At 40.1% G+C, this 19,278-nt stretch carries 17 protein-coding genes and 1 pseudogene; 2 read left to right on the top strand and 16 right to left on the bottom strand.

The window, feature by feature from the left end; genetic code table 11:
• Nucleotides 1-3 precede the first annotated feature (3 nt).
• The 5 genes from priB to nsrR form a co-directional block, all read right to left on the bottom strand.
• On the bottom strand, nucleotides 4-306 hold the full coding sequence (gene priB / locus Q1K78_RS04675) for a primosomal replication protein N (RefSeq protein WP_300174929.1): 303 nt from the start codon (nucleotides 304-306) through the stop codon (nucleotides 4-6).
• An 8-nt stretch (nucleotides 307-314) separates the two neighbouring features.
• Nucleotides 315-692, bottom strand: a complete 378-nt coding sequence (gene rpsF, locus Q1K78_RS04670) for a 30S ribosomal protein S6 (RefSeq protein ID WP_300174927.1) — start codon at nucleotides 690-692, stop codon at nucleotides 315-317.
• Between the two features lie 232 nt (nucleotides 693-924).
• A complete protein-coding gene (gene rlmB / locus Q1K78_RS04665) occupies nucleotides 925-1,668 on the bottom strand; it encodes a 23S rRNA (guanosine(2251)-2'-O)-methyltransferase RlmB (RefSeq protein WP_300174925.1) in 744 nt (247 codons plus the stop codon).
• A 69-nt stretch (nucleotides 1,669-1,737) separates the two neighbouring features.
• On the bottom strand, nucleotides 1,738-4,248 hold the full coding sequence (gene rnr / locus Q1K78_RS04660) for a ribonuclease R (RefSeq protein WP_300174923.1): 2,511 nt from the start codon (nucleotides 4,246-4,248) through the stop codon (nucleotides 1,738-1,740).
• Between the two features lie 87 nt (nucleotides 4,249-4,335).
• On the bottom strand, nucleotides 4,336-4,761 hold the full coding sequence (gene nsrR, locus Q1K78_RS04655) for a nitric oxide-sensing transcriptional repressor NsrR (protein ID WP_300174921.1): 426 nt from the start codon (nucleotides 4,759-4,761) through the stop codon (nucleotides 4,336-4,338).
• A gap of 108 nt (nucleotides 4,762-4,869) precedes the next feature.
• Between nsrR and hmpA the strand changes: the two genes are divergently transcribed.
• Nucleotides 4,870-6,054, top strand: a complete 1,185-nt coding sequence (gene hmpA / locus Q1K78_RS04650; protein WP_300174919.1) for an NO-inducible flavohemoprotein — start codon at nucleotides 4,870-4,872, stop codon at nucleotides 6,052-6,054.
• A 113-nt stretch (nucleotides 6,055-6,167) separates the two neighbouring features.
• On the opposite strand, the gene Q1K78_RS04645 is transcribed toward hmpA, so the two are convergent.
• The 11 genes and pseudogenes from Q1K78_RS04645 to tsaE form a co-directional block, all read right to left on the bottom strand.
• On the bottom strand, nucleotides 6,168-6,800 hold the full coding sequence (locus Q1K78_RS04645) for a tetratricopeptide repeat protein (RefSeq protein WP_300174917.1): 633 nt from the start codon (nucleotides 6,798-6,800) through the stop codon (nucleotides 6,168-6,170).
• A gap of 221 nt (nucleotides 6,801-7,021) precedes the next feature.
• Complete coding sequence (locus Q1K78_RS04640) at nucleotides 7,022-8,338, bottom strand: adenylosuccinate synthase (protein WP_300174915.1); 1,317 nt, start codon at nucleotides 8,336-8,338, stop codon at nucleotides 7,022-7,024.
• A 179-nt stretch (nucleotides 8,339-8,517) separates the two neighbouring features.
• Nucleotides 8,518-8,703, bottom strand: a complete 186-nt coding sequence (locus Q1K78_RS04635; protein WP_300174913.1) for a DUF2065 domain-containing protein — start codon at nucleotides 8,701-8,703, stop codon at nucleotides 8,518-8,520.
• A gap of 91 nt (nucleotides 8,704-8,794) precedes the next feature.
• Nucleotides 8,795-9,679 carry a protease modulator HflC gene (gene hflC / locus Q1K78_RS04630; RefSeq protein WP_300174911.1) on the bottom strand — a complete coding sequence of 295 codons (885 nt, stop codon included), beginning with the start codon at nucleotides 9,677-9,679 and terminating at the stop codon, nucleotides 8,795-8,797.
• Nucleotides 9,680-9,681: 2 nt separating this feature from the next.
• Nucleotides 9,682-10,908, bottom strand: coding sequence for an FtsH protease activity modulator HflK (gene hflK, locus Q1K78_RS04625; RefSeq protein ID WP_300174909.1), 1,227 nt, complete (start codon nucleotides 10,906-10,908; stop codon nucleotides 9,682-9,684).
• A gap of 46 nt (nucleotides 10,909-10,954) precedes the next feature.
• A pseudogene (locus tag Q1K78_RS04620) lies at nucleotides 10,955-11,794 on the bottom strand (GTPase).
• A gap of 44 nt (nucleotides 11,795-11,838) precedes the next feature.
• Nucleotides 11,839-12,105 (bottom strand): RNA chaperone Hfq, encoded by a 267-nt coding sequence (gene hfq / locus Q1K78_RS04615; protein ID WP_300174907.1) that lies wholly within the window; start codon nucleotides 12,103-12,105, stop codon nucleotides 11,839-11,841.
• 103 nt (nucleotides 12,106-12,208) lie between these two features.
• The gene (gene miaA, locus Q1K78_RS04610; protein ID WP_300174905.1) at nucleotides 12,209-13,141 is read right to left on the bottom strand and encodes a tRNA (adenosine(37)-N6)-dimethylallyltransferase MiaA; all 933 of its coding nucleotides are present in this window, start codon (nucleotides 13,139-13,141) and stop codon (nucleotides 12,209-12,211) included.
• Complete coding sequence (gene mutL, locus Q1K78_RS04605) at nucleotides 13,134-15,125, bottom strand: DNA mismatch repair endonuclease MutL (RefSeq protein WP_300174903.1); 1,992 nt, start codon at nucleotides 15,123-15,125, stop codon at nucleotides 13,134-13,136. Before mutL ends, miaA begins: the two co-directional genes overlap by 8 nt.
• Before the next feature lie 13 nt (nucleotides 15,126-15,138).
• A complete protein-coding gene (locus Q1K78_RS04600) occupies nucleotides 15,139-16,842 on the bottom strand; it encodes a LysM peptidoglycan-binding domain-containing protein (RefSeq protein ID WP_300174901.1) in 1,704 nt (567 codons plus the stop codon).
• 29 nt (nucleotides 16,843-16,871) lie between these two features.
• Complete coding sequence (gene tsaE / locus Q1K78_RS04595; RefSeq protein WP_300174899.1) at nucleotides 16,872-17,336, bottom strand: tRNA (adenosine(37)-N6)-threonylcarbamoyltransferase complex ATPase subunit type 1 TsaE; 465 nt, start codon at nucleotides 17,334-17,336, stop codon at nucleotides 16,872-16,874.
• Between the two features lie 206 nt (nucleotides 17,337-17,542).
• Here tsaE and queG point away from each other — a divergent pair, with 206 nt between their 5' ends.
• On the top strand, nucleotides 17,543-18,655 hold the full coding sequence (gene queG, locus Q1K78_RS04590; protein ID WP_300175046.1) for a tRNA epoxyqueuosine(34) reductase QueG: 1,113 nt from the start codon (nucleotides 17,543-17,545) through the stop codon (nucleotides 18,653-18,655).
• The last annotated feature ends 623 nt before the right edge of the window (nucleotides 18,656-19,278 follow it).

Genomic DNA, 19,278 nt, shown 5'->3' with positions numbered 1-19,278 from the left:
GATCTAAATTAAGTTAATATGCTCAGCATGTAACACTACTTTAGACACACCATTTCGGCCTGTCTGATACGTGATAAAACCACCCACCATAATGTTACAACTCTGAACCAAGTTTGCGGTTAAAGCTTGAGACCCTTGTCCACTAACTACCACGTTCATTCTGCAATAGACTTCACGTGATAAGCCAGCCTCCTGTTTAATCGAACGATGCTCAATGACAAAATGACAATGAGGTATGCCCGCAGGACTAAGACTTCGAACCGGAGCCTTCGCGATAATACCGCTTAACTCCAATCGATTGGTCATCAAATCAATTACTCAGCAGCTTCTTCAGCGCGTGGTGCAGCGTCTTCACGCTTAGCAGAACGCTCTTCTTTAGCTTTCATCATTACTGATGGCTCAGTGATCGCAGCTTTAGTACGCATGATCATGTTACGTAGAACAGCATCGTTGTAACGGAATGCAGTTTCTAGTTCATCAATTGCAGCTTGCTCAGACTCAACATTCATAAGAACGTAGTGTGCTTTGTGCAGTTTGTTGATTGGGTAAGCCATTTGACGACGACCCCAATCTTCTAGACGGTGGATAGTACCACCAGCTTCTGTGATTGAACCTGTGTAACGCTCGATCATGCCAGCAACTTGCTCGCTTTGATCAGGATGCACCATGAATACGATTTCATAATGACGCATTGGTTGCTCCTTACGGATTATTCAGCTTCCACGATTGGCTCAGTCATCCAAGGGAAGCAAGGAACTAAAAAAAAGACTGAGAATTAAGAACGGCGGATAGTATAGAAAAACAGCGTTATTGGCAAGAAAAAGATACCTAAATCACAAAAATATTTTCGCGGATCTAATTAAAAAAAAGAAGACGATGAAACCGTCATCATCTTCCGTCTTAGCCAATTGTTTTATAGACTATTTAGCCTTGTAGCGAACGCTGACGTACCGCTTCAAATAAACAAACACCTGAAGCTACAGAAACATTTAAACTGGTTACAGAACCTGCCATAGGAATTTTAATCAGGTCATCACAGGTCTCGCGAGTTAAGCGACGCATACCGTCACCTTCCGCACCCATAACAATCGCTAACGGGCCTGTTAGTTTAGCTTGATATACATCATGTGTTGCTTCACCTGCGGTACCGACGAACCACACACCTTTTTCTTGTAGCGCACGCATAGTACGAGCCAAGTTAGTCACACGAACTAAAGGAACCATTTCAGCGGCACCACAAGCAACTTTACTTACCGTTGCTGTCATTGATGCTGATTTATCTTTAGGAACAATCACAGCTGCCACACCAGCACCGTCAGCATTACGCAGACAAGCACCTAAGTTATGAGGATCAGTTACGCCATCAAGAACCAAGAATAATGGATTCGCTGTGTTATCCATGATGTCGTCTAAATCACGTTCATTCAACTGCTTAGCAGGCGTAACACGAGCAATAATACCTTGGTGATTCGCACCTTTAGCTTTGTCGTCTAACGTTTTACGTGGAAGCTCTTGGATCTTAAACCCAAGATCACCTAGCTCTTTGATAATTGGCAATAAACGATCATCTTCACGACCTTTTAATACAAATATTTCAATAAAACGGGCAGGATCACGCTCTAATACAGCTTTGGTAGCGTGGATACCAAAAAGAAATTCATTACTCATGTTATCGCTTCTTTCTATTACAAATTAGTAGTTCTGATGAGGCATTAACGCCTCATCATCGAATGTGTTCTATTCAGCTTTTGGCTTAGGTTTTCTTGCGCGTACTTTCTTCTTATGCCTTGGCTTTTTCTTCGCCGGAACGCCTTCAGCAGAACCGTCAGGACGTTTCGTTGGTTCAACCATAGCTTGAGCTTTTGAATTAACTTTGCCCTTACCTTTGGATTTACGATCAGCTAATTGACCACGACCTTTTGGCTCAGATTTATCATCTTTTGCCTTTGGCTTAAAACTTGGATCACGACGAGGTGCTTTTTTATCATCACGCGTCTTCGCATTATCTTTGGCTGTTTTACCTTGACCACGCGCTTTACGCATTGAGGTCGTGCATTCGAAGTCAATGTTGCGACTATCTAAGTTAACGGCAAGAACTTTCACCGTCACTTGATCACCCAAACGGAAGATCTGACCTGAGCTTTCACCCGTTAAACGCTGACCTGCGGCATCAAATTGGTAATAATCATTTGCCAAAGAAGAAATATGAACCAAACCATCGATGTGTATTTCATTCAAGCGAACAAAAAAACCAAAACCGGTGACATTAGCAATCACACCTTCTAACTCTTCGCCAATGTGATCTTGCATGTATTCACATTTCAACCAATCAGACACATCACGTGTTGCATCGTCTGCACGGCGCTCTGTCATTGAACATTGTTCACCGAAAACATCCATATCATCAAATGAATAATGATAACCACCCGTTGGTGTCCAACGATCGGTATTGTGGCCTTTCTCTTTCGCTACAAGGTACTTAATTGCACGATGTAACAATAGATCTGGGTAACGACGAATTGGCGACGTAAAGTGAGCATAACGCTTCAATGCTAGACCAAAGTGACCTTGGTTGTCTGCGTTATATACTGCTTGCTTCATTGAGCGCAGTAGCATTGTTTGGATCAATTCTTTATCTGGACGATCGGCAATCAAATGCACCAATTGTCCATAATCTGTTGGCGATGGTGTTAACCCACCAGATAGGCTTAAACCAAGCTCTCCTAGGAAATCACGGAAACCCATTAAGCGCTCTTCACCTGGAGATTCATGCACACGGTACAAGGCTGGCTCTTTTGCTTTTTCAACAAAAGAAGCAGAAGCAATGTTGGCTAAAATCATACATTCTTCGATGATTTTATGAGCATCGTTGCGGATCACAGGTTCAATACGATCAATCTTACGATCAGCATTAAAGATAAATTTGGTTTCAATGGTTTCAAATTCAATCGCACCACGCGCTTCACGTGTAGTTTTCAGCACCTGATACATGTTATGCAGTTCTTTAAGGTGCGGAACCAATGGTTCGTAACGCTGGCTTAGCTCTTCATTACCATCAAGAATATCGCTTACTTTGTTATAAGTAAGACGAGCGTGTGAGTTCATCACCGCTTCATAATGTTTAAAGCCTGACAATTTACCTGATGCAGAGATAGTCATCTCACACACCATACATAAACGATCAACTTGTGGGTTCAATGAACACAGACCATTCGATAATACTTCTGGCAACATTGGAACTACTTGCGCAGGGAAGTAAACCGAGTTACCACGCTGAATTGCTTCTTTGTCTAATGCATTATCAGGACGAACGTAGTAGCTCACATCAGCAATCGCTACCCATAAACGCCAGCCACCAGAAGCTTTCGCTTGACAGAATACTGCATCATCGAAATCTCGTGCATCTTCACCATCAATAGTTACTAACGGTAATTCACGAAGATCAACACGACCTTCTTTCGCTTCTTCTGGTACTTCTTCTGCTAAGCCTTCAACTTGTTTTTCAACCGCTGTTGGCCATACATGAGGAATATTGTGAGTACGTAGCGCAATATCGATCTCCATTCCTGGAGCCATATTCTCACCAAGAACTTCAATAACGTGACCTGACATGCCGCGAGCACGACCACCACGATCAGTGATATTAATCACAACGACATTTCCCATACGAGCACTCATTTTGTGCTCATTAGGAATAAATATATCTTGATTGATGCGTGAATCATCAGGCACAACAAAACTTAGACCATCTTCAATAAAGAATCGACCTACAATGCCATCATTATGCGGCTCTACTACACGTATAACACGACCTTCTTTGCGACCTCGTTTATCGGTACCTGTAGGCTGAACTAATACCACATCACCATGAATGACTTTTTTCATTTGGTGGAAAGGTAAAAGCACATCGTTGTCTTTACCAACGCTCCCTTCAGGACGAACCCAGCCAAAGCCATCACGGTGTCCAAGTACCACACCTTTTAACACTTCAATGCGTTCTGGTAATGCGTAACACTGACGACGTGTAAAGACTAATTGTCCATCACGCTCCATCGCTCTTAAACGACGACGTAAACCTTCATAGTTATCTTCGCCAGATAAACCTAGGGCTTCGAATAAGTCATTACGATTTAAAGGCGCTTCTGCTTTTTGGAAAAATTCAAGAATGAACTCACGACTTGGAATTGGATTCTCGTACTTTTCTGCTTCTCGATCTTTGAAAGGATCGTTTTGAATAATCTTAGACATAGGCGGACCTGCTTAGTCAGAGGAGATAATAAGGTAATTGTACCTGAGTATAGAAACAACAGATAGGAAAGGATCTGGAATTACAAGCTAAACTCGTTGCAACAAAATCAGCAATTCATTGTTATCAGTTAACATATCCTGAATGGTGTAATTATCCAGTTCATTCAAGAAGGCTTGCTTCGCGTTAGCAAGTGCACTCTTCAATCGACAAGCTGACGTGATATGGCAAAAATCAGGAGCACAATTAACGACTTGTAATGGCTCAATAGAACGAATGACATCACCGATAATAATCTGATCCGCTGGCTGACCTAGACTGATACCACCATTCTTTCCTCGAACGGTTTTTACGTAACCTTCTTGCCCCAATTTGTTTATTATTTTCACCATGTGATTACGCGAAACATCAAACGTTTCGGTCACAATAGTTATACTGGTTAATTCGTCTTTAGGCAACGAAGCTAGGTATATCAAGGCTCTCAAGCCAAAGTCAGTAAAATTTGTAAGCTGCATATCCTCTCCTTAGTCTCTTTTTCATTGTAATTCTTCTCTTGACTAAAAGATATATTTTAGATACAACTTATAACATACATTATAAATACACCTTTAAAGGTAATAATCATGCTCAGCAAAAACACTATCGATATCATCAAATCAACAATTCCATTACTGGCACAAACCGGTCCTGCATTAACCGCTCATTTTTACGATCGCATGTTTGCTCATAACCCAGAGTTAAAAGATATTTTTAACATGAGTAACCAACGTAATGGCGATCAACGTGAAGCGTTATTCAATGCAATCTGCGCGTATGCGGGTAATATTGAAAACCTAGCAGTCTTACTGCCTGCTGTTGAAAAAATAGCACACAAACACACCAGCTTCATGATCACCGCTGAGCAATACAATATTGTTGGCGGTCACTTAATTGCAACGCTTGATGAAATGTTTTCTCCAGGCCAAGAAGTACTAGATGCGTGGGCTGAAGCTTACGGTATTCTTGCTAACGTATTTATTCAACGCGAAGAGCAAATCTACCAAGACAATAACGATCTTGATGGTGGCTGGCGTGAACTGCGTGAGTTTGAATTAATCACAAAAGAAAAAGAAAGTGAATTCATCACTAGCTTTACGTTTATGCCAACAGATGACTTAGCGGTCTCTTCATTTAAGCCAGGTCAATACATCGGTATTTATTTAAACCCTGAAGAATTCGAAAACCAAGAAGTGCGCCAATACAGCTTATCTTCAGGACCTCAAGATAAAACATATCGCATCTCCGTAAAACGAGAAGAAGGCGGTAAAGCATCAAATTACCTACATGCGTCACTCAATATTGGCGATAAAGTAAATCTTACCGCACCCGCTGGAGACTTTTTCTTAGATGTTGAGGCATCGACACCAGTTACGCTTATTTCAGCAGGAGTGGGCTTAACTCCTACTCTTTCGATGCTAGAAACGCTCACTAAGCATGAAGAAAAAGTCACTTGGTTGCACGCAACTGAAAATGGCTCTCAGCATGCGTTCAAACAGCACATTTCTGCTTTAGCTAAAAAGCATGATCATATTTCAGCTTACACTTGGTATAACCAAGCACAAGACACTGATAAGCTTGGCTGTGATTTCCAATTCAGTGGTTTGATTAATCTATCTGAAGTTAAAGAAGAGATTATCTCTGATGCTGGTCATTATTACTTCTGTGGTCCTATTGGCTTTATGCAACATGTCGCGAAACAGTTAATTGAACTTGGTGTTACTGAAAATCGTATCCACTACGAATGCTTTGGCCCTCATAAAGTTCTGTAAATCGCTAAATTAAAAAATGCAAAAACGCCCAGTGATTACTAATCACTGGGCGTTTTTTAGAGCTGATGAAATTACCTATCTAACTAACATAGCCAGATATTAACGATTACGTTCTACCAGAACGTATCTCGCCTTTTTGCTCTGGCAATCACATTACCAGGCATACGCATTTCCAATCCATTTCTTAAGTTTGCAATTCGTCTATGCTGACCGCCATCAGAAGTCACTGAGTTATACAGCCATCGATATGCATCTTCATAATCTAGCGGGCTACCATAATCACTAAGAAGCAACTCAGCTAAATGAATACGAGCATTTATATTCCCCATACCTGCCGCTTCACGTAAATATGGGATAGCTCGTTCTCGGTCTTGTTGTACCAATGTGCCTTTGGCGTAATATCGGCCTATTTGCTCTAATGCGGCAGGCAAACCCTGCCTTGCTGCATTTTCCATGTAGTAAAGCCCTAGCTCTACATCACGGTCTACACACACACCCCACGCCAACATGTCTCCATAAAGGAATTCATAAGCAGGAGAATCAATTTGGGTTGCACGTGCAACGATATCTTCAACTAACTGACAATTATCCACCGTCTTCACACGACTTAGCTGCGAATTGGTATCAAACAGTCGAAATAGTTGGTTTTCGGTATAAATTGGGATCGGTGCCCCAATCTCTTCGCTAGAAGCATGCATAGGCACAAGTGCTACCATACAGGCTGCTACGAGATGTCGTAGTTTCATAATTCATCAACTCTTTATAACTGTATTTATTGTATCGACGTAAGCGGCAAGTTCTTTAGACAAAATTTGCCCTAAGTGGCAATTTTTTGCCCATACCTTATAAGTTATTGATTAATAGTTGATCAGATGTTGATATAAATATGAATGAAATACTTTACCCTCAAAATTTAGACATAAAAAAACCAGCTACATGAGCTGGTTTTTCTTCATTCTCTAAGCGATTAAACTTGGAATGGGTGTACTTTGATAATTGTCTCGTTACGGTCAGGACCAGTAGAGATAATATCAATAGGCACGCCTGTTAATTCTTCAATACGCTTAATGTAATTCAGAGCCGCTTGTGGAAGCTCTTCAATTGTTTTCGCACCAAATGTATTTTCAGACCAACCTGGCATAGTTTCGTATACTGGCGTTGCTTCTTCAAATGCTTCAGCAGCCATTGGAGAAACTTCTAGTACAGAACCATTATTCATCTTGTAACCAGTACAGATTTTAAGTTCTTCTAGGCCATCTAATACGTCTAGTTTAGTTAGACATATACCAGATAGAGAGTTGATTTGGATTGCACGGCGCATAGCAACAGCATCAAACCAACCAGTACGGCGTAAACGGCCTGTTGTTGCGCCAAATTCATGACCAACAGTACCTAAGTGCTTACCAACTGGATCTTGTTTATCTAGACCGTCATACAATTCAGTAGGGAACGGACCAGAACCTACACGAGTACAGTATGCTTTAGTAATGCCTAGGATATAGCCTAAGTGACGAGGACCAAAACCAGAACCAGCAGCAACACCACCAGCAGTCGTGTTAGAAGACGTTACATAAGGGTAAGTACCATGGTCGATATCTAGAAGTGTACCTTGAGCACCTTCAAACATAATCTTGTCGCCACGCTTACGCGCTGCATCAAGAGTATCAGTAACATCGATAACCATTGAAGTAAGTAGATCAGCATAGCTCATTGCTTGCTCAAGAACTTCTTCATAGCTTACTGCCTCTACTTTGTAGTAGTTAACTAGCGCGAAGTTATGGTATTCCATTACTTCTTTTAGTTTTTCAGCAAAAACAACTTTATCAAACAGATCGCCAACACGTAGGCCACGACGAGATACTTTATCTTCGTACGCTGGACCGATACCACGACCAGTTGTACCAATTGCTTTGTTACCACGTGCGATTTCACGCGCTTGGTCTAGCGCTACGTGATAAGGAAGAATTAGAGGACAAGCTTCAGAAATGAATAGGCGTTCACGAACTGGAATGCCACGCGCTTCAAGTGGCGCCATTTCTTTTAGTAAAGCATCAGGTGAAAGTACTACGCCATTACCAATAATGCATTCAACATTATTACGTAAGATACCTGATGGTATCAAGTGTAGAACGGTTTTTTCACCGTCGATAACTAGAGTATGGCCTGCATTGTGACCGCCTTGATAGCGAACCACATACTTTGCATCTTCAGTTAAAAGGTCTACTATTTTACCTTTACCTTCGTCACCCCATTGGGTGCCCAGAACGACTACGTTATTTCCCATCTTTCCAAAGTCTGCTTGTTAGTTAAAAATGGATTCTAGCATTGATAGAAAAATGTTTCAGTTATTTTTAAGCGAAATCTCACTTTCACAATAAAGCGCTGTCAATATAAACAAATTTATCATTTATTATTCTCAATAAAATAAAAAACAAGTTTACAACCTCACATATAGATAAAAGATCAAAACATCACACTGCAAATAACTATCCCAGAAACCACCAAACACCCACCAATCCGACGCAATGTATTATCGGGCTGTTCACTCAATTGAGCGACCATATTACGCCAGCCATTAGGGGCAATTAATGGACCTAAACCTTCAACAATAAGTACACCACCAATCGCTAACCATACTGCATTACTCATCACTTACCCTTTCAATATCTACCTAGCAGAAACAAAACAAGGCCCCGAAGGACCTTGTTTAATTAGTATGAATTAAAATCTAGGACTAGATTTATTTTCCACCCATTGGATCATTCATGTATTTGAAGAAGTCAGTCTTAGGATCAAGTACTAAGATGTCATTCTTACTGTTGAATGATTTTTCATATGCACGTAATGAACGAATAAAACTAAAGAATTCAGGCTCTTTGTTAAACGTATCTGCATACAGTTTTGCAACTTTCGCATCCGCATCACCACGAGTAATTTGTGCGGTCTTATCTGCTTCTGCAATAATAGTCGCTACTTCAAGTTCTGATTGAGCACGAATAACCTCGGCTTTCTCACGACCTTGAGAACGTAATTTACGAGCTACAGCTTCACGCTCTGCACGCATACGACGGTAAATCGATTCAGAGATCTCTTCAGGTAAATTGATTTTCTTGATTCGTAAATCAATCACTTCAATACCTAAATCACCCGTACCTTCTTGAGAATCTAAAAGTACTGTCGCCATTACTTGTTCACGCTTCTCAGAAACGATCTCTTTCACGGTTTTACTACCAATCTCAGCTCGTAGGCCATCAGATACACGACGTTGTAATAGTGACTCTGCCGTTAAGATGTTACCACCGCCAGTCGCTAGATAGAATTGACCAAAATCTTTGATCTTCCATTTAACGTATGAATCGATAATAACGTCTTTTTTCTCTGATGTTACGAAACGGTCTGATTGATCATCCATTGTTTGAATACGAGCATCTAACGTATTAACACGATCGAACATTGGCATTTTGAAATGCAAACCAGGTTCGTAGATACGTGTAATTTCGTTATCGTCTTTAATCAAACGACCAAATCGAGTAACGATACCGCGTTCACCTTCTGGGATCACAAACAGTGACATTAAGAAAATAGCGATAACAACGATAAGCGTTGGGATCATTAACTTACGCATGATTAATATCTCCCTTCACGAGTTGTAGTTCGACCTGTAGTATTTGTTTTTGGTTCAGGTTGTCCGTTCTTCTCTAACTCAAAATCATAATTTTTAGATGATGACGTTGATGTTTGAGGAGCTGACTTAACAGAACCTTGGCTACCCATCATTTTATCTAATGGAAGATATAACAAGTTACCATTAGATTCAGAATCAATAAGAACCTTACTTGTGTTGCTGTATACACGCTCCATCGTATCAAGATACAAACGAGTACGTGTGACTTCAGGTGCTTTATTATATTCAGGTAATAGCTTTTCAAACTGAGCAATTTGACCAATCGCTCCGTTAACTGTACGTTCTGTGTAACCTTGAGCTTCTTTCTTCAGACGTTCAGCACGACCTGTCGCTTTAGGAAGAATATCATTACTGTATGCTTCTGCTTCACGAATGAAACGCTCTTCATCTTCTCGAGCTGCGATAGCATCATCAAATGACGCTTTCACTTGTTCTGGTGGACGAGCAAGTTGGAAGTTGACATCAACGACTATTAACCCCATATCATATTTATCAACAATACGATTCAGAGTCTCTTGAGTACGTTGACGGATCACTTGACGACCACTGGTCAAAATGTCATCCATTTTCGCATCACCAATTACCGCACGAAGCGCAGAATCAGTCGCTTGACGTAAACTATCATCAGCATTGACTACGGTGTACAGATACTTTCTTGCATCCGCAACACGATATTGAACACCCATTTCAACCGTAACTACATTCTCATCTTTCGTTAGCATTAAACCTTTTGAGTTTAATGAACGAATAGCTTGAATATTTACTGGTGTTACTTGGTCAATAAACGTTGGTTTCCAGTTTAGACCTGGATCAACCATGCGATCGTATTTCCCTAAACGCAGAACCACACCACGATCACTTTCACCAATCGTATAGAAACCAGAGAAAACCCAAATACCAATGGCAACAACGGCGATAAGGCCTAGGCCAATTGCACCACCATTACCAAATGAAGGTAAGCCACTGCCACCTTTATTGTTTCCGCCCTTATTGCCACCACCGAACTTACCGCTCAGTTTTTGACTTAGCTTGTTAAATACTTCATCAAGATCTGGTGGACCTTGATCACGACCGCCACGATTTTTATTACCCCAAGGGTCTTTATTATCGCCACCGCCACTCTTGCTGTTGTCGTTATTGTTATTATTTCCAGGCTCATTCCACGCCATTAGAAAACTCCAAAGTAATTATGAAGATAAAGAATTCTGTGTACTCTCATTGCATCATTAAAAAATGACTTAACGGAGTCTCTTCACGTTTTTCTAATTTAGACCAATCAACTTGCTGCATACGTATATCAATAAGCAAGCTGCCATCATCCTGATATTCTTCTTTTATAATGCTATGCATTTGAAAGAACTTACTTCGAAAACACCCAACCAACTCAGGTGGTAATAACAATGTATGCTCTACCATTTGTCCTGCTAATCGTTCCGTTAATGCTTGAAAAAGTAAATCAATGCCCTGACCGTCCATTGCTGAAACCCAAACACATTGAGGAACCCCTTCCTCATCACGTTCAATTCGTGGTTGTTGATCTTCTAAGTTATCAATCTTATTCATTACGAGAAGATAAGGCACCTCATGGGCATCTATCTCTTCAAGAACATATCTACTGCTTCAATATTCTCACGAAAACGCTCATCACTGGCATCGACAACATGTAACAAGATATTAGCTTCTTGCGTTTCTTGCTGTGTTGCCTTTAAAGGCAGCAACAAGATCATGGGGTAAATGATGGATAAAACCGACGGTATCAACAAGTATTGAAGTACCCACATCTGCAACTTCAATCTTACGTAGCGTAGGATCGAGCGTAGCAAACAGTTGGGATTTCAGCTCTGATCCTGGCTCAGCAATTTCGAGAGCCTTACCCTCACCTACATAATATTTAGGGAGTGGAGATTGACGGGTTCCCTTCACAACAGCTAATGTGTTTATCTCCGCAGAAGATACCAACATTTTGCATTCGTCGAGATCTTCCAACTCCCCTTTATAAGTGAAGTTAATATGCACAAGAATAGCCTGTTCACCGGATTCATAACGGTCAAACAAGCATTAACTCCTTAATAGGCCATCTATTCAATAATAGAATAGGACTATTCTTCTGTTGTTTCTTGTGGACGCTCGTCTTGTGGGCGATCACTTGCAGTGTGATGGCTTACAGCACGAGCTGGAACTACAGTAGAGATCGCATGCTTATATACCATCTGATTTACTGTGTTCTTCAATAGGATAACAAATTGATCGAATGATTCGATTTGTCCCTGTAATTTAATCCCATTTACTAAATAGATAGACACTGGAATCCTTTCACGACGCAGTGCATTCAAAAATGGGTCTTGCAAAGATTGTCCTTTAGCCATTTTTTTTTCCTTTTTGGTTTGTAATTGTAATTTTATTTAGCTATTAGTCTTTAGCTTATGACTAAATGCTCTGAAGTTAAACAACATTGATACGTTTTTGTGCTTATTTTTTCTCTAAACGATCAGAGATCGTCTGTAGGGCACCATCAATGTCATCACTATCCAGCCAAGTTAATTCTTTCCAGCTACGTAGCCAGGTAATTTGTCGCTTGGCCAATTGACGAGTCGCACAAACTCCGCGAAAAATTGCGTCATCTAATGTGCATTCCCCGTCAAAATAGTCCCACATTTGTCGATAGCCTACGCATCGAATAGAAGGTAAGTCTGTATGAAGCTCTTCTCGTTCGTATAACGCACGAGCCTCTTCTTCAAAACCAGCTTCCATCATATTCTCAAATCGCAGTTCAATACGACGGTGAATTTCTGCCCTTTCTTTTGGTGCTATCGCAAATTGATGCACCTGATAAGGCAAAGCTTCCCCTTTAATCTGGGTTAATTCGGTTAATGTTTTACCCGAAATTCGAAATACTTCCAACGCTCGGGAAAGTCGTTGTGGATCATTTGGATGAATTCTCTCTGCTGATACAGGATCAATTTGTTTTAATTGATCATGCATAGCCTCCCATCCAAGATTCTCCGCTTCTTGCTCAATTTGAGCTCTAATGTCAGCATCCGCTGCTGGTAATGGCGAAAGACCTTCAAGTAGTGCTTTGTAGTACAACATTGTACCACCGACTAATAAAGGTATCTTTCCTTGAGCAACAATGTCTTCCATCTCTTTTAGCGCATCACGACGAAATTCTGCTACTGAATAGCTTTCCGTCGGTTCTAGAATATCAATAAGACGATGAGGAGCCTGTAAAAGTTCCGCTTCATTTGGTTTTGCTGTACCAATATCCATACCCTTATAAATAAGGGCTGAGTCTACGCTTATCAACTCTACAGGAAAACGTTTTCGCAATTCAATTGCTAAATTTGTTTTACCTGACGCAGTCGGTCCCATTAAGAAGATGGCTTGTGGTAATGCTTTATTCATGACTAAATGCTTGTATCGCCTGAGTAATATCGATGTTTTTAAGCAGTTTTTGATAAAACTGAGGGAGCTTACTTCCCCATAACTGCTCTAATTCCATCACTAATTGTATCGCTTGAGCGGTACTATAATTTGCTTCTTCATGTTGAACCTGATGAGCAAGCCAAGTTATTACCTGTTCAAGTGACGGATTGATGTCGTTTAGATACCTTAACAGATTCGGGATCAATTGTTGTAAATTCTGCTGCCTGATCGGCTGACAAACCGCCATAACGATCACGTTAGTACTATTTTTAACTTTAAGATCAATACCGAGAGGTTTCAAGAAAGAAACGTAATCTAATACTTTATTACATATCCCCTCTTCAACTCCGACAGAAAGTGGGATTAATAAAGGCTGAGCTCTTAATGGCTCAATATATATGCTATTAAGTTGCCCGTAACTTTTTAAGAATTCAGCATAACGTAAATCAACCAATTGCAATTGAGCTCCCTGCTGTAACAAAGCAAAGACTCTTTCTACCACACTTAATACCTTTCCTAATGATACGTTATCATCAGAAACAGCACTCATTGTTGGTACATGTTTTTCTATTGTTGGCATTTTTTCAGCCGTATTTAACGTCGTTTCATTAACTTGATGAAATGATGACTTCGCATCTCTGTCCTTCGTTGTTAATAACGCCTTATATTGATTCAGCTCTTTTTGTGATGGCTTGTCATTTTGAAAAGATCGAGGGCTACTGTTAATGTTAGCTGAAGAAAATGACGTTACAGGTGTTGTCGCTCTAGATACCCAAGAATCTGATGGTGCTTTATTTGGATAACTTGGTGCTGAATCCACCGCATTTTTTAGTTGTTCAGCCTTCGCGCTACTCTCTTTTTGAAAGTAATCTTGTTGAGGCTGACGAACATACTCTTTCATTGGTGGGAAATACGCTTCCTTATCCTCAATGATACTTTCACCGTCTTGAGGTAAAGATAACGTGGCACTTTGCTGTAGTGCGCCATAAATAGCTTGATAGATAAAATCATGAACTAAGCGTGCTTGATGAAAACGTACTTCGTGTTTTGCTGGATGCACATTCACATCAACATCATGTGGATCTATCTCAATAAATAAAATATATGCTGCATATTGGTTCGCCAGTAACGAAGATTCATAACCTTGTCGAATTGCATGATTGATCAATTTATCTTTCATCATACGACCATTCACGTAACAATATTGAATATCGCCCTGCACACGCGCCCCTTCAGGTGAAGAAATCCAACCATGAAATATTAACTCTCCATGCTTTAATTCTACTTCTAATGCATGCTGTAAAAAGTTAGAACCACAGACTGCTGCAAGGCGCTTTTCAACTTGCGTTTTAGTTTGAGCAGCTCGATATTGACGTATTTGTTTACCGTTATGACGTAGAGTGATCGTAATATCCAATCGACTAAGCGCAATACGTTTGAGTAATTCATCAATATGAGTAAATTCTGTTTTATCGGCTTTAAGGAATTTTCGGCGAGCAGGCGTATTAAAGAAAAGATCAACTACATCTATCGTGGTGCCAATTGGGTGAGCAGCTGGTTTTAATTTTACCTCCATATCTCGACCTTCAGCGTGCGCTGACCACGCTTCTTCTTGAGTTATCGTACGAGAGGTTAATGTGAGGCGGGATACAGAACTTATCGAAGCAAGCGCTTCACCACGAAAGCCTAAACTAACAATCGCTTCTAAGTCATCAAGAGTTGTAATTTTAGAGGTCGCATGACGACTCAAGGCTAGAGTCAACTCCTCTTTAGCGATACCAGAGCCGTTATCTCGAATACGAATTAACTTACTTCCACCTTTTTCAATATCAATATCGATGCGAGTTGCTCCCGCATCGATACTGTTTTCGACCAACTCTTTAACAACAGACGCAGGGCGTTCCACAACCTCACCAGCCGCTATTTGGTTGGCTAATCGAGCTGGTAAGATTTGAATTGGCATAACCCTGTCCTTTTTAACTGGTTGGTATAACGAGCACCTGTCCTACAGCCAATTCATCTGAACGCAATTTATTGGTTTTTCTAAGGCTAGATACAGACACTCCATATTTAGTCGCAATTTTACCTAAGAATTCACCACGTTTCACCGTATGCTTTTGAATTGGAGCAACAATGCTTACTTTTAGTCTTTGGCCGACAAACAAAGTATCTGATTTAAGTCTATTCAATGAACGAATATTGCTGGTAGATACTTTATATCTCGATGCTATTTTTCCTAAATATTCACCAGAGCGAACCGTGTGAGTAATCGTTTTACGTGATTGTGTCACTGACGATTTCGCTTTTGGTGTCGACACTTTAGGTGCAACATAAACTGGTTTATTGCTTGGGATTATTAATACTTGTCCAACTGCTAAGCTTGCACTCTTTAGTTTATTTGCACTCTTCAGTTTCGCTGTTGTCGTACCATATTTTTTAGCAATTAAAGACAATGATTCACCAGAACTCACTTTATGCTTACTCTGCTGATCTTGTGCAGCAAGCAAGGTTCCTTGTGGTGGGTTCTCATGAAGATAACGAATGATCGCTTTTGAAATCGCACGAGCAATTTTATCTTGATGTCCACGTTGGAAAAGCTGTTTCTCTTCTGTTGGATTAGATATAAAACCCGTTTCAATCAGAATAGAAGGGATATCCGGTGACTTTAATACTGCCAAACTTGCATTAACTGGGGCTTTCTTATGAAGCTTAATCACTTTCCCCATGTCAGCAAGAACATCCGTAGCTAGCTTATAACCTTCCTTTTGAGAATGGCTAAACTGTAGATCTAGTAGCGTCTGGCTTACGTTTTTATCATTACTGTTTTTAGCAAGTACATCACCTGCCCCACCGAGTAATTCCGATTGCTTCTCATGTTTTTCTACCCAACGACCAATTTCGGTATTCGCTCTGCGAGTATTAAGTACAAAAACAGATCCCCCTCTTGGTTGTGGAGAACGAAAGCTATCAGCATGAATAGAAACCAGTAAGTGAGATTTATTCTTTCGAGCAATCTCAGTACGCTTATTCAAATTAACAAAATAATCGCCGCCACGAGTCATGACTGCTCGCATACCTGGCTGAGCATTTATTTGAGCAACCACTTTTTTTGAAATAGCGAGCGTGGCGTGCTTTTCGTATTTTCTTGTTGGACCAATAGAACCTGGATCTTCACCACCATGTCCTGCATCAATGGCAATAACAATCTCTCCATTACCTACAATGTGGTTCATAGTAGAGTTGATTATAGGTTTTGAAGGTTTCGTTGGTTTGCTTGGCGTTGGCTTAGATCCTGATGTTGATGTATGAGGCAAGTCCATCACTAAACGGTGACCGTATTGGCCCCCAGGCGTAGGTGCTAATTTAAATAACTTAGCTACCACAGAATGCTTAAGCTCAAAAACCAATCGAGTCGTCCCCTTTGAAGGAGGAGAGCTCTTACGGATTTTACTTAAGACATTACTGTCTTTTACATTTAATGGTAGCTTGGCTTTTACATTAGTATCTTTAAGATCGACAACCAAACGAGAAGGGCTACTCAACGTAAAGTAGCTATAATTCGCTTCTGAATTCAGATCGATAACAATACGAGTTTCATCTGGCGAAGGCCAAACCCGTACTCCCTCTAACGTATTAGCAAATACAGAAAAGCTACCTGTCGATAAAACAACAAATAGCATATACCATAAAACTCGAAAATATTTACCGATTAACACAAATCTAACCGCTGCACTAAACTACATCCATATTCATTATTACCCGTAATCACAACATGACGAGCTTCACCATCATAACGAAGTTCAATATCAATATCAGGACTTGGTAATAACCCTTCGCCTCTCTCTGGCCACTCAACTAAACAAATTGCATCATCAGTAAAGTAATCACGGATCCCCATAAATTCTAACTCTTCAGGATCAGCTAAACGGTAGAGATCAAAATGATACACTTGCCACTTATCCAATTCATAAGGCTCAACTAAAGTATAGGTAGGACTTTTCACATTACCTACGTGACCCAAAGAGCGAATAAAGCCTCGGCTAAATGTAGTTTTCCCTGCACCAAGATCACCATGTAGAAAAATGGTGGTTTGTTGGGTACAAGCTTGAGAGAGCTGTCTACCGAATTCAACAGTGTCGTCTTCAGTAGCTAAATTAAATTCAAAGCGTTCCATTATTCACTAATTTCACTATTTTAATTGTCTAAAATGATGGACTTGGTATTAGATTCACAATTTATATTCTGAACATTTACACACAAGTCTGTATAGTCTGCGTTAATTCAATGCCTTTTAATCGTATTGAAGTACGTCTTATCAATCCTATATGATAAACTTTTACTTATAATACTGTAATAAAAAAATGTAATCTCTCTGTGAAAATTAACTATCAAGCACTCGCAAATAACATCAAGGTATGGGCACAGGAACTTGGCTTTCAAAAAGTTGGGATCTGTGACGTTGACCTGTCTCAACATGAAGCAGCTTTAGAGCAATGGCTTGAAGCTGGCTATCACGGTTCTATGGACTGGATGGCCCGCCATGGAGTAATGAGAGCAAGACCAGATGAACTTCACCCTGGCACTATTCGAGTCATTAGTGCTCGTATGGATTATCTTCCACCCCAAGCAGGTTTCGCTAGTAATTTAAGCGATCCAACTCAAGCTTATATTAGTCGATATGCCCTAGGTCGTGACTATCATAAGCTGATCCGAAACCAACTCAAGAAACTAGGTCAAAAAATTGAAGCGGAAGTCGAACTACTCGGTTATCGACCGTTTGTGGATTCTGCTCCTATTCTAGAAAGACCTTTAGCTGAAAAAGCAGGGCTCGGCTGGACAGGGAAGCACTCACTATTACTTGATAAAAATGCTGGTTCTTGGTTTTTCTTAGGTGAGTTATTAGTTGATATCCCATTACCTATTGATAAGCCAATTGAGAATCAATGTGGTAAATGTACAGCTTGTATCACTTCTTGCCCTACTAATGCGATATTAGATAATGGCGTTATTGATGCTCGTCGCTGCATTTCCTATCTCACTATTGAAAGCAGTGACGTCATTCCCGAAGAATTCCGTTCATTAATGGGAAATCGAATTTATGGCTGTGATGACTGCCAATTGGTCTGCCCTTGGAACCGCGAAGCAGACATTACACAACAAAGTGACTTTTATCGTAGAGAGTCACTAGATAATTCAGACTTACTTTCTCTTTTTGCTTGGGATGAAGCGACCTTTTTAAAAAATATGGAAGGGTCTGCCATTCGCCGTATTGGTCACCTGCAATGGTTACGTAATATATCTATTGCGATGGGAAACGCACCTCACTCTAGTGAGATTATCTCTGCACTTAATGAACGACTTAACCTAGATGATAATTTAGATATTCACCTTCTTTGGGCAATAGAGCAGCAGCAATCTCATCAAGTAAATCAAAATAGAAAAGAGCAACGCCTTATTCGCATTATAGAAAAAGGCTTACCAAGAGACGCCTAATACCCAACAGCATATAACGCTACGCTTTTTACTTATAAATAAAATTAGAGGCTGATCGTAATAAATGTGGAAAACATTTTTATGTGAGGCAAACAATATGATTAATATAAAAGTTAAACACAAGACAGGAATATGATTAGGATCAAAGAAGTCAAGCAAAAAGATCTTTCAAATCGTTCAAAATAATGCATATAAAATATTAAATCCTTAAATATCAAGTAGATAAATAAAAACAACAATACCTACGATCATTAAATAGAAAGAAGATCTTTATTCCATCTCTTTTTTATAAGGCCATTTCAAAACAACTAACAGACTTATCCACAAAATTTAACGTGTGGATAAGTCTGTTAGTTATATGGTAATGAACACATATAACTATTCCTCTGTTGCCATAAATCATTGAGAAATACGGTAAATACAGATAGATAATATAGACGGCTTGATTCTTGTTTGATATTTGAATCAGAATGTTCTAAAAGAGCAGAATTTTTTATGAGGTTAATGCTTCACAGCATTAATTTTAAATAAAATAAAAGCGCTGAATATAATTCAGCGCTTTTATTTTATTTGGAGCGACACACGAGGCTCGAACTCGTGACCTCAACCTTGGCAAGGTTGCG

This window comes from uncultured Aliivibrio sp. (assembly GCF_946479765.1).
GTDB lineage: Bacteria > Pseudomonadota > Gammaproteobacteria > Enterobacterales > Vibrionaceae > Aliivibrio.
Note: the sequence above shows the minus strand (reverse complement) of the source record. Positions and strands in the feature narration are given on the sequence as shown.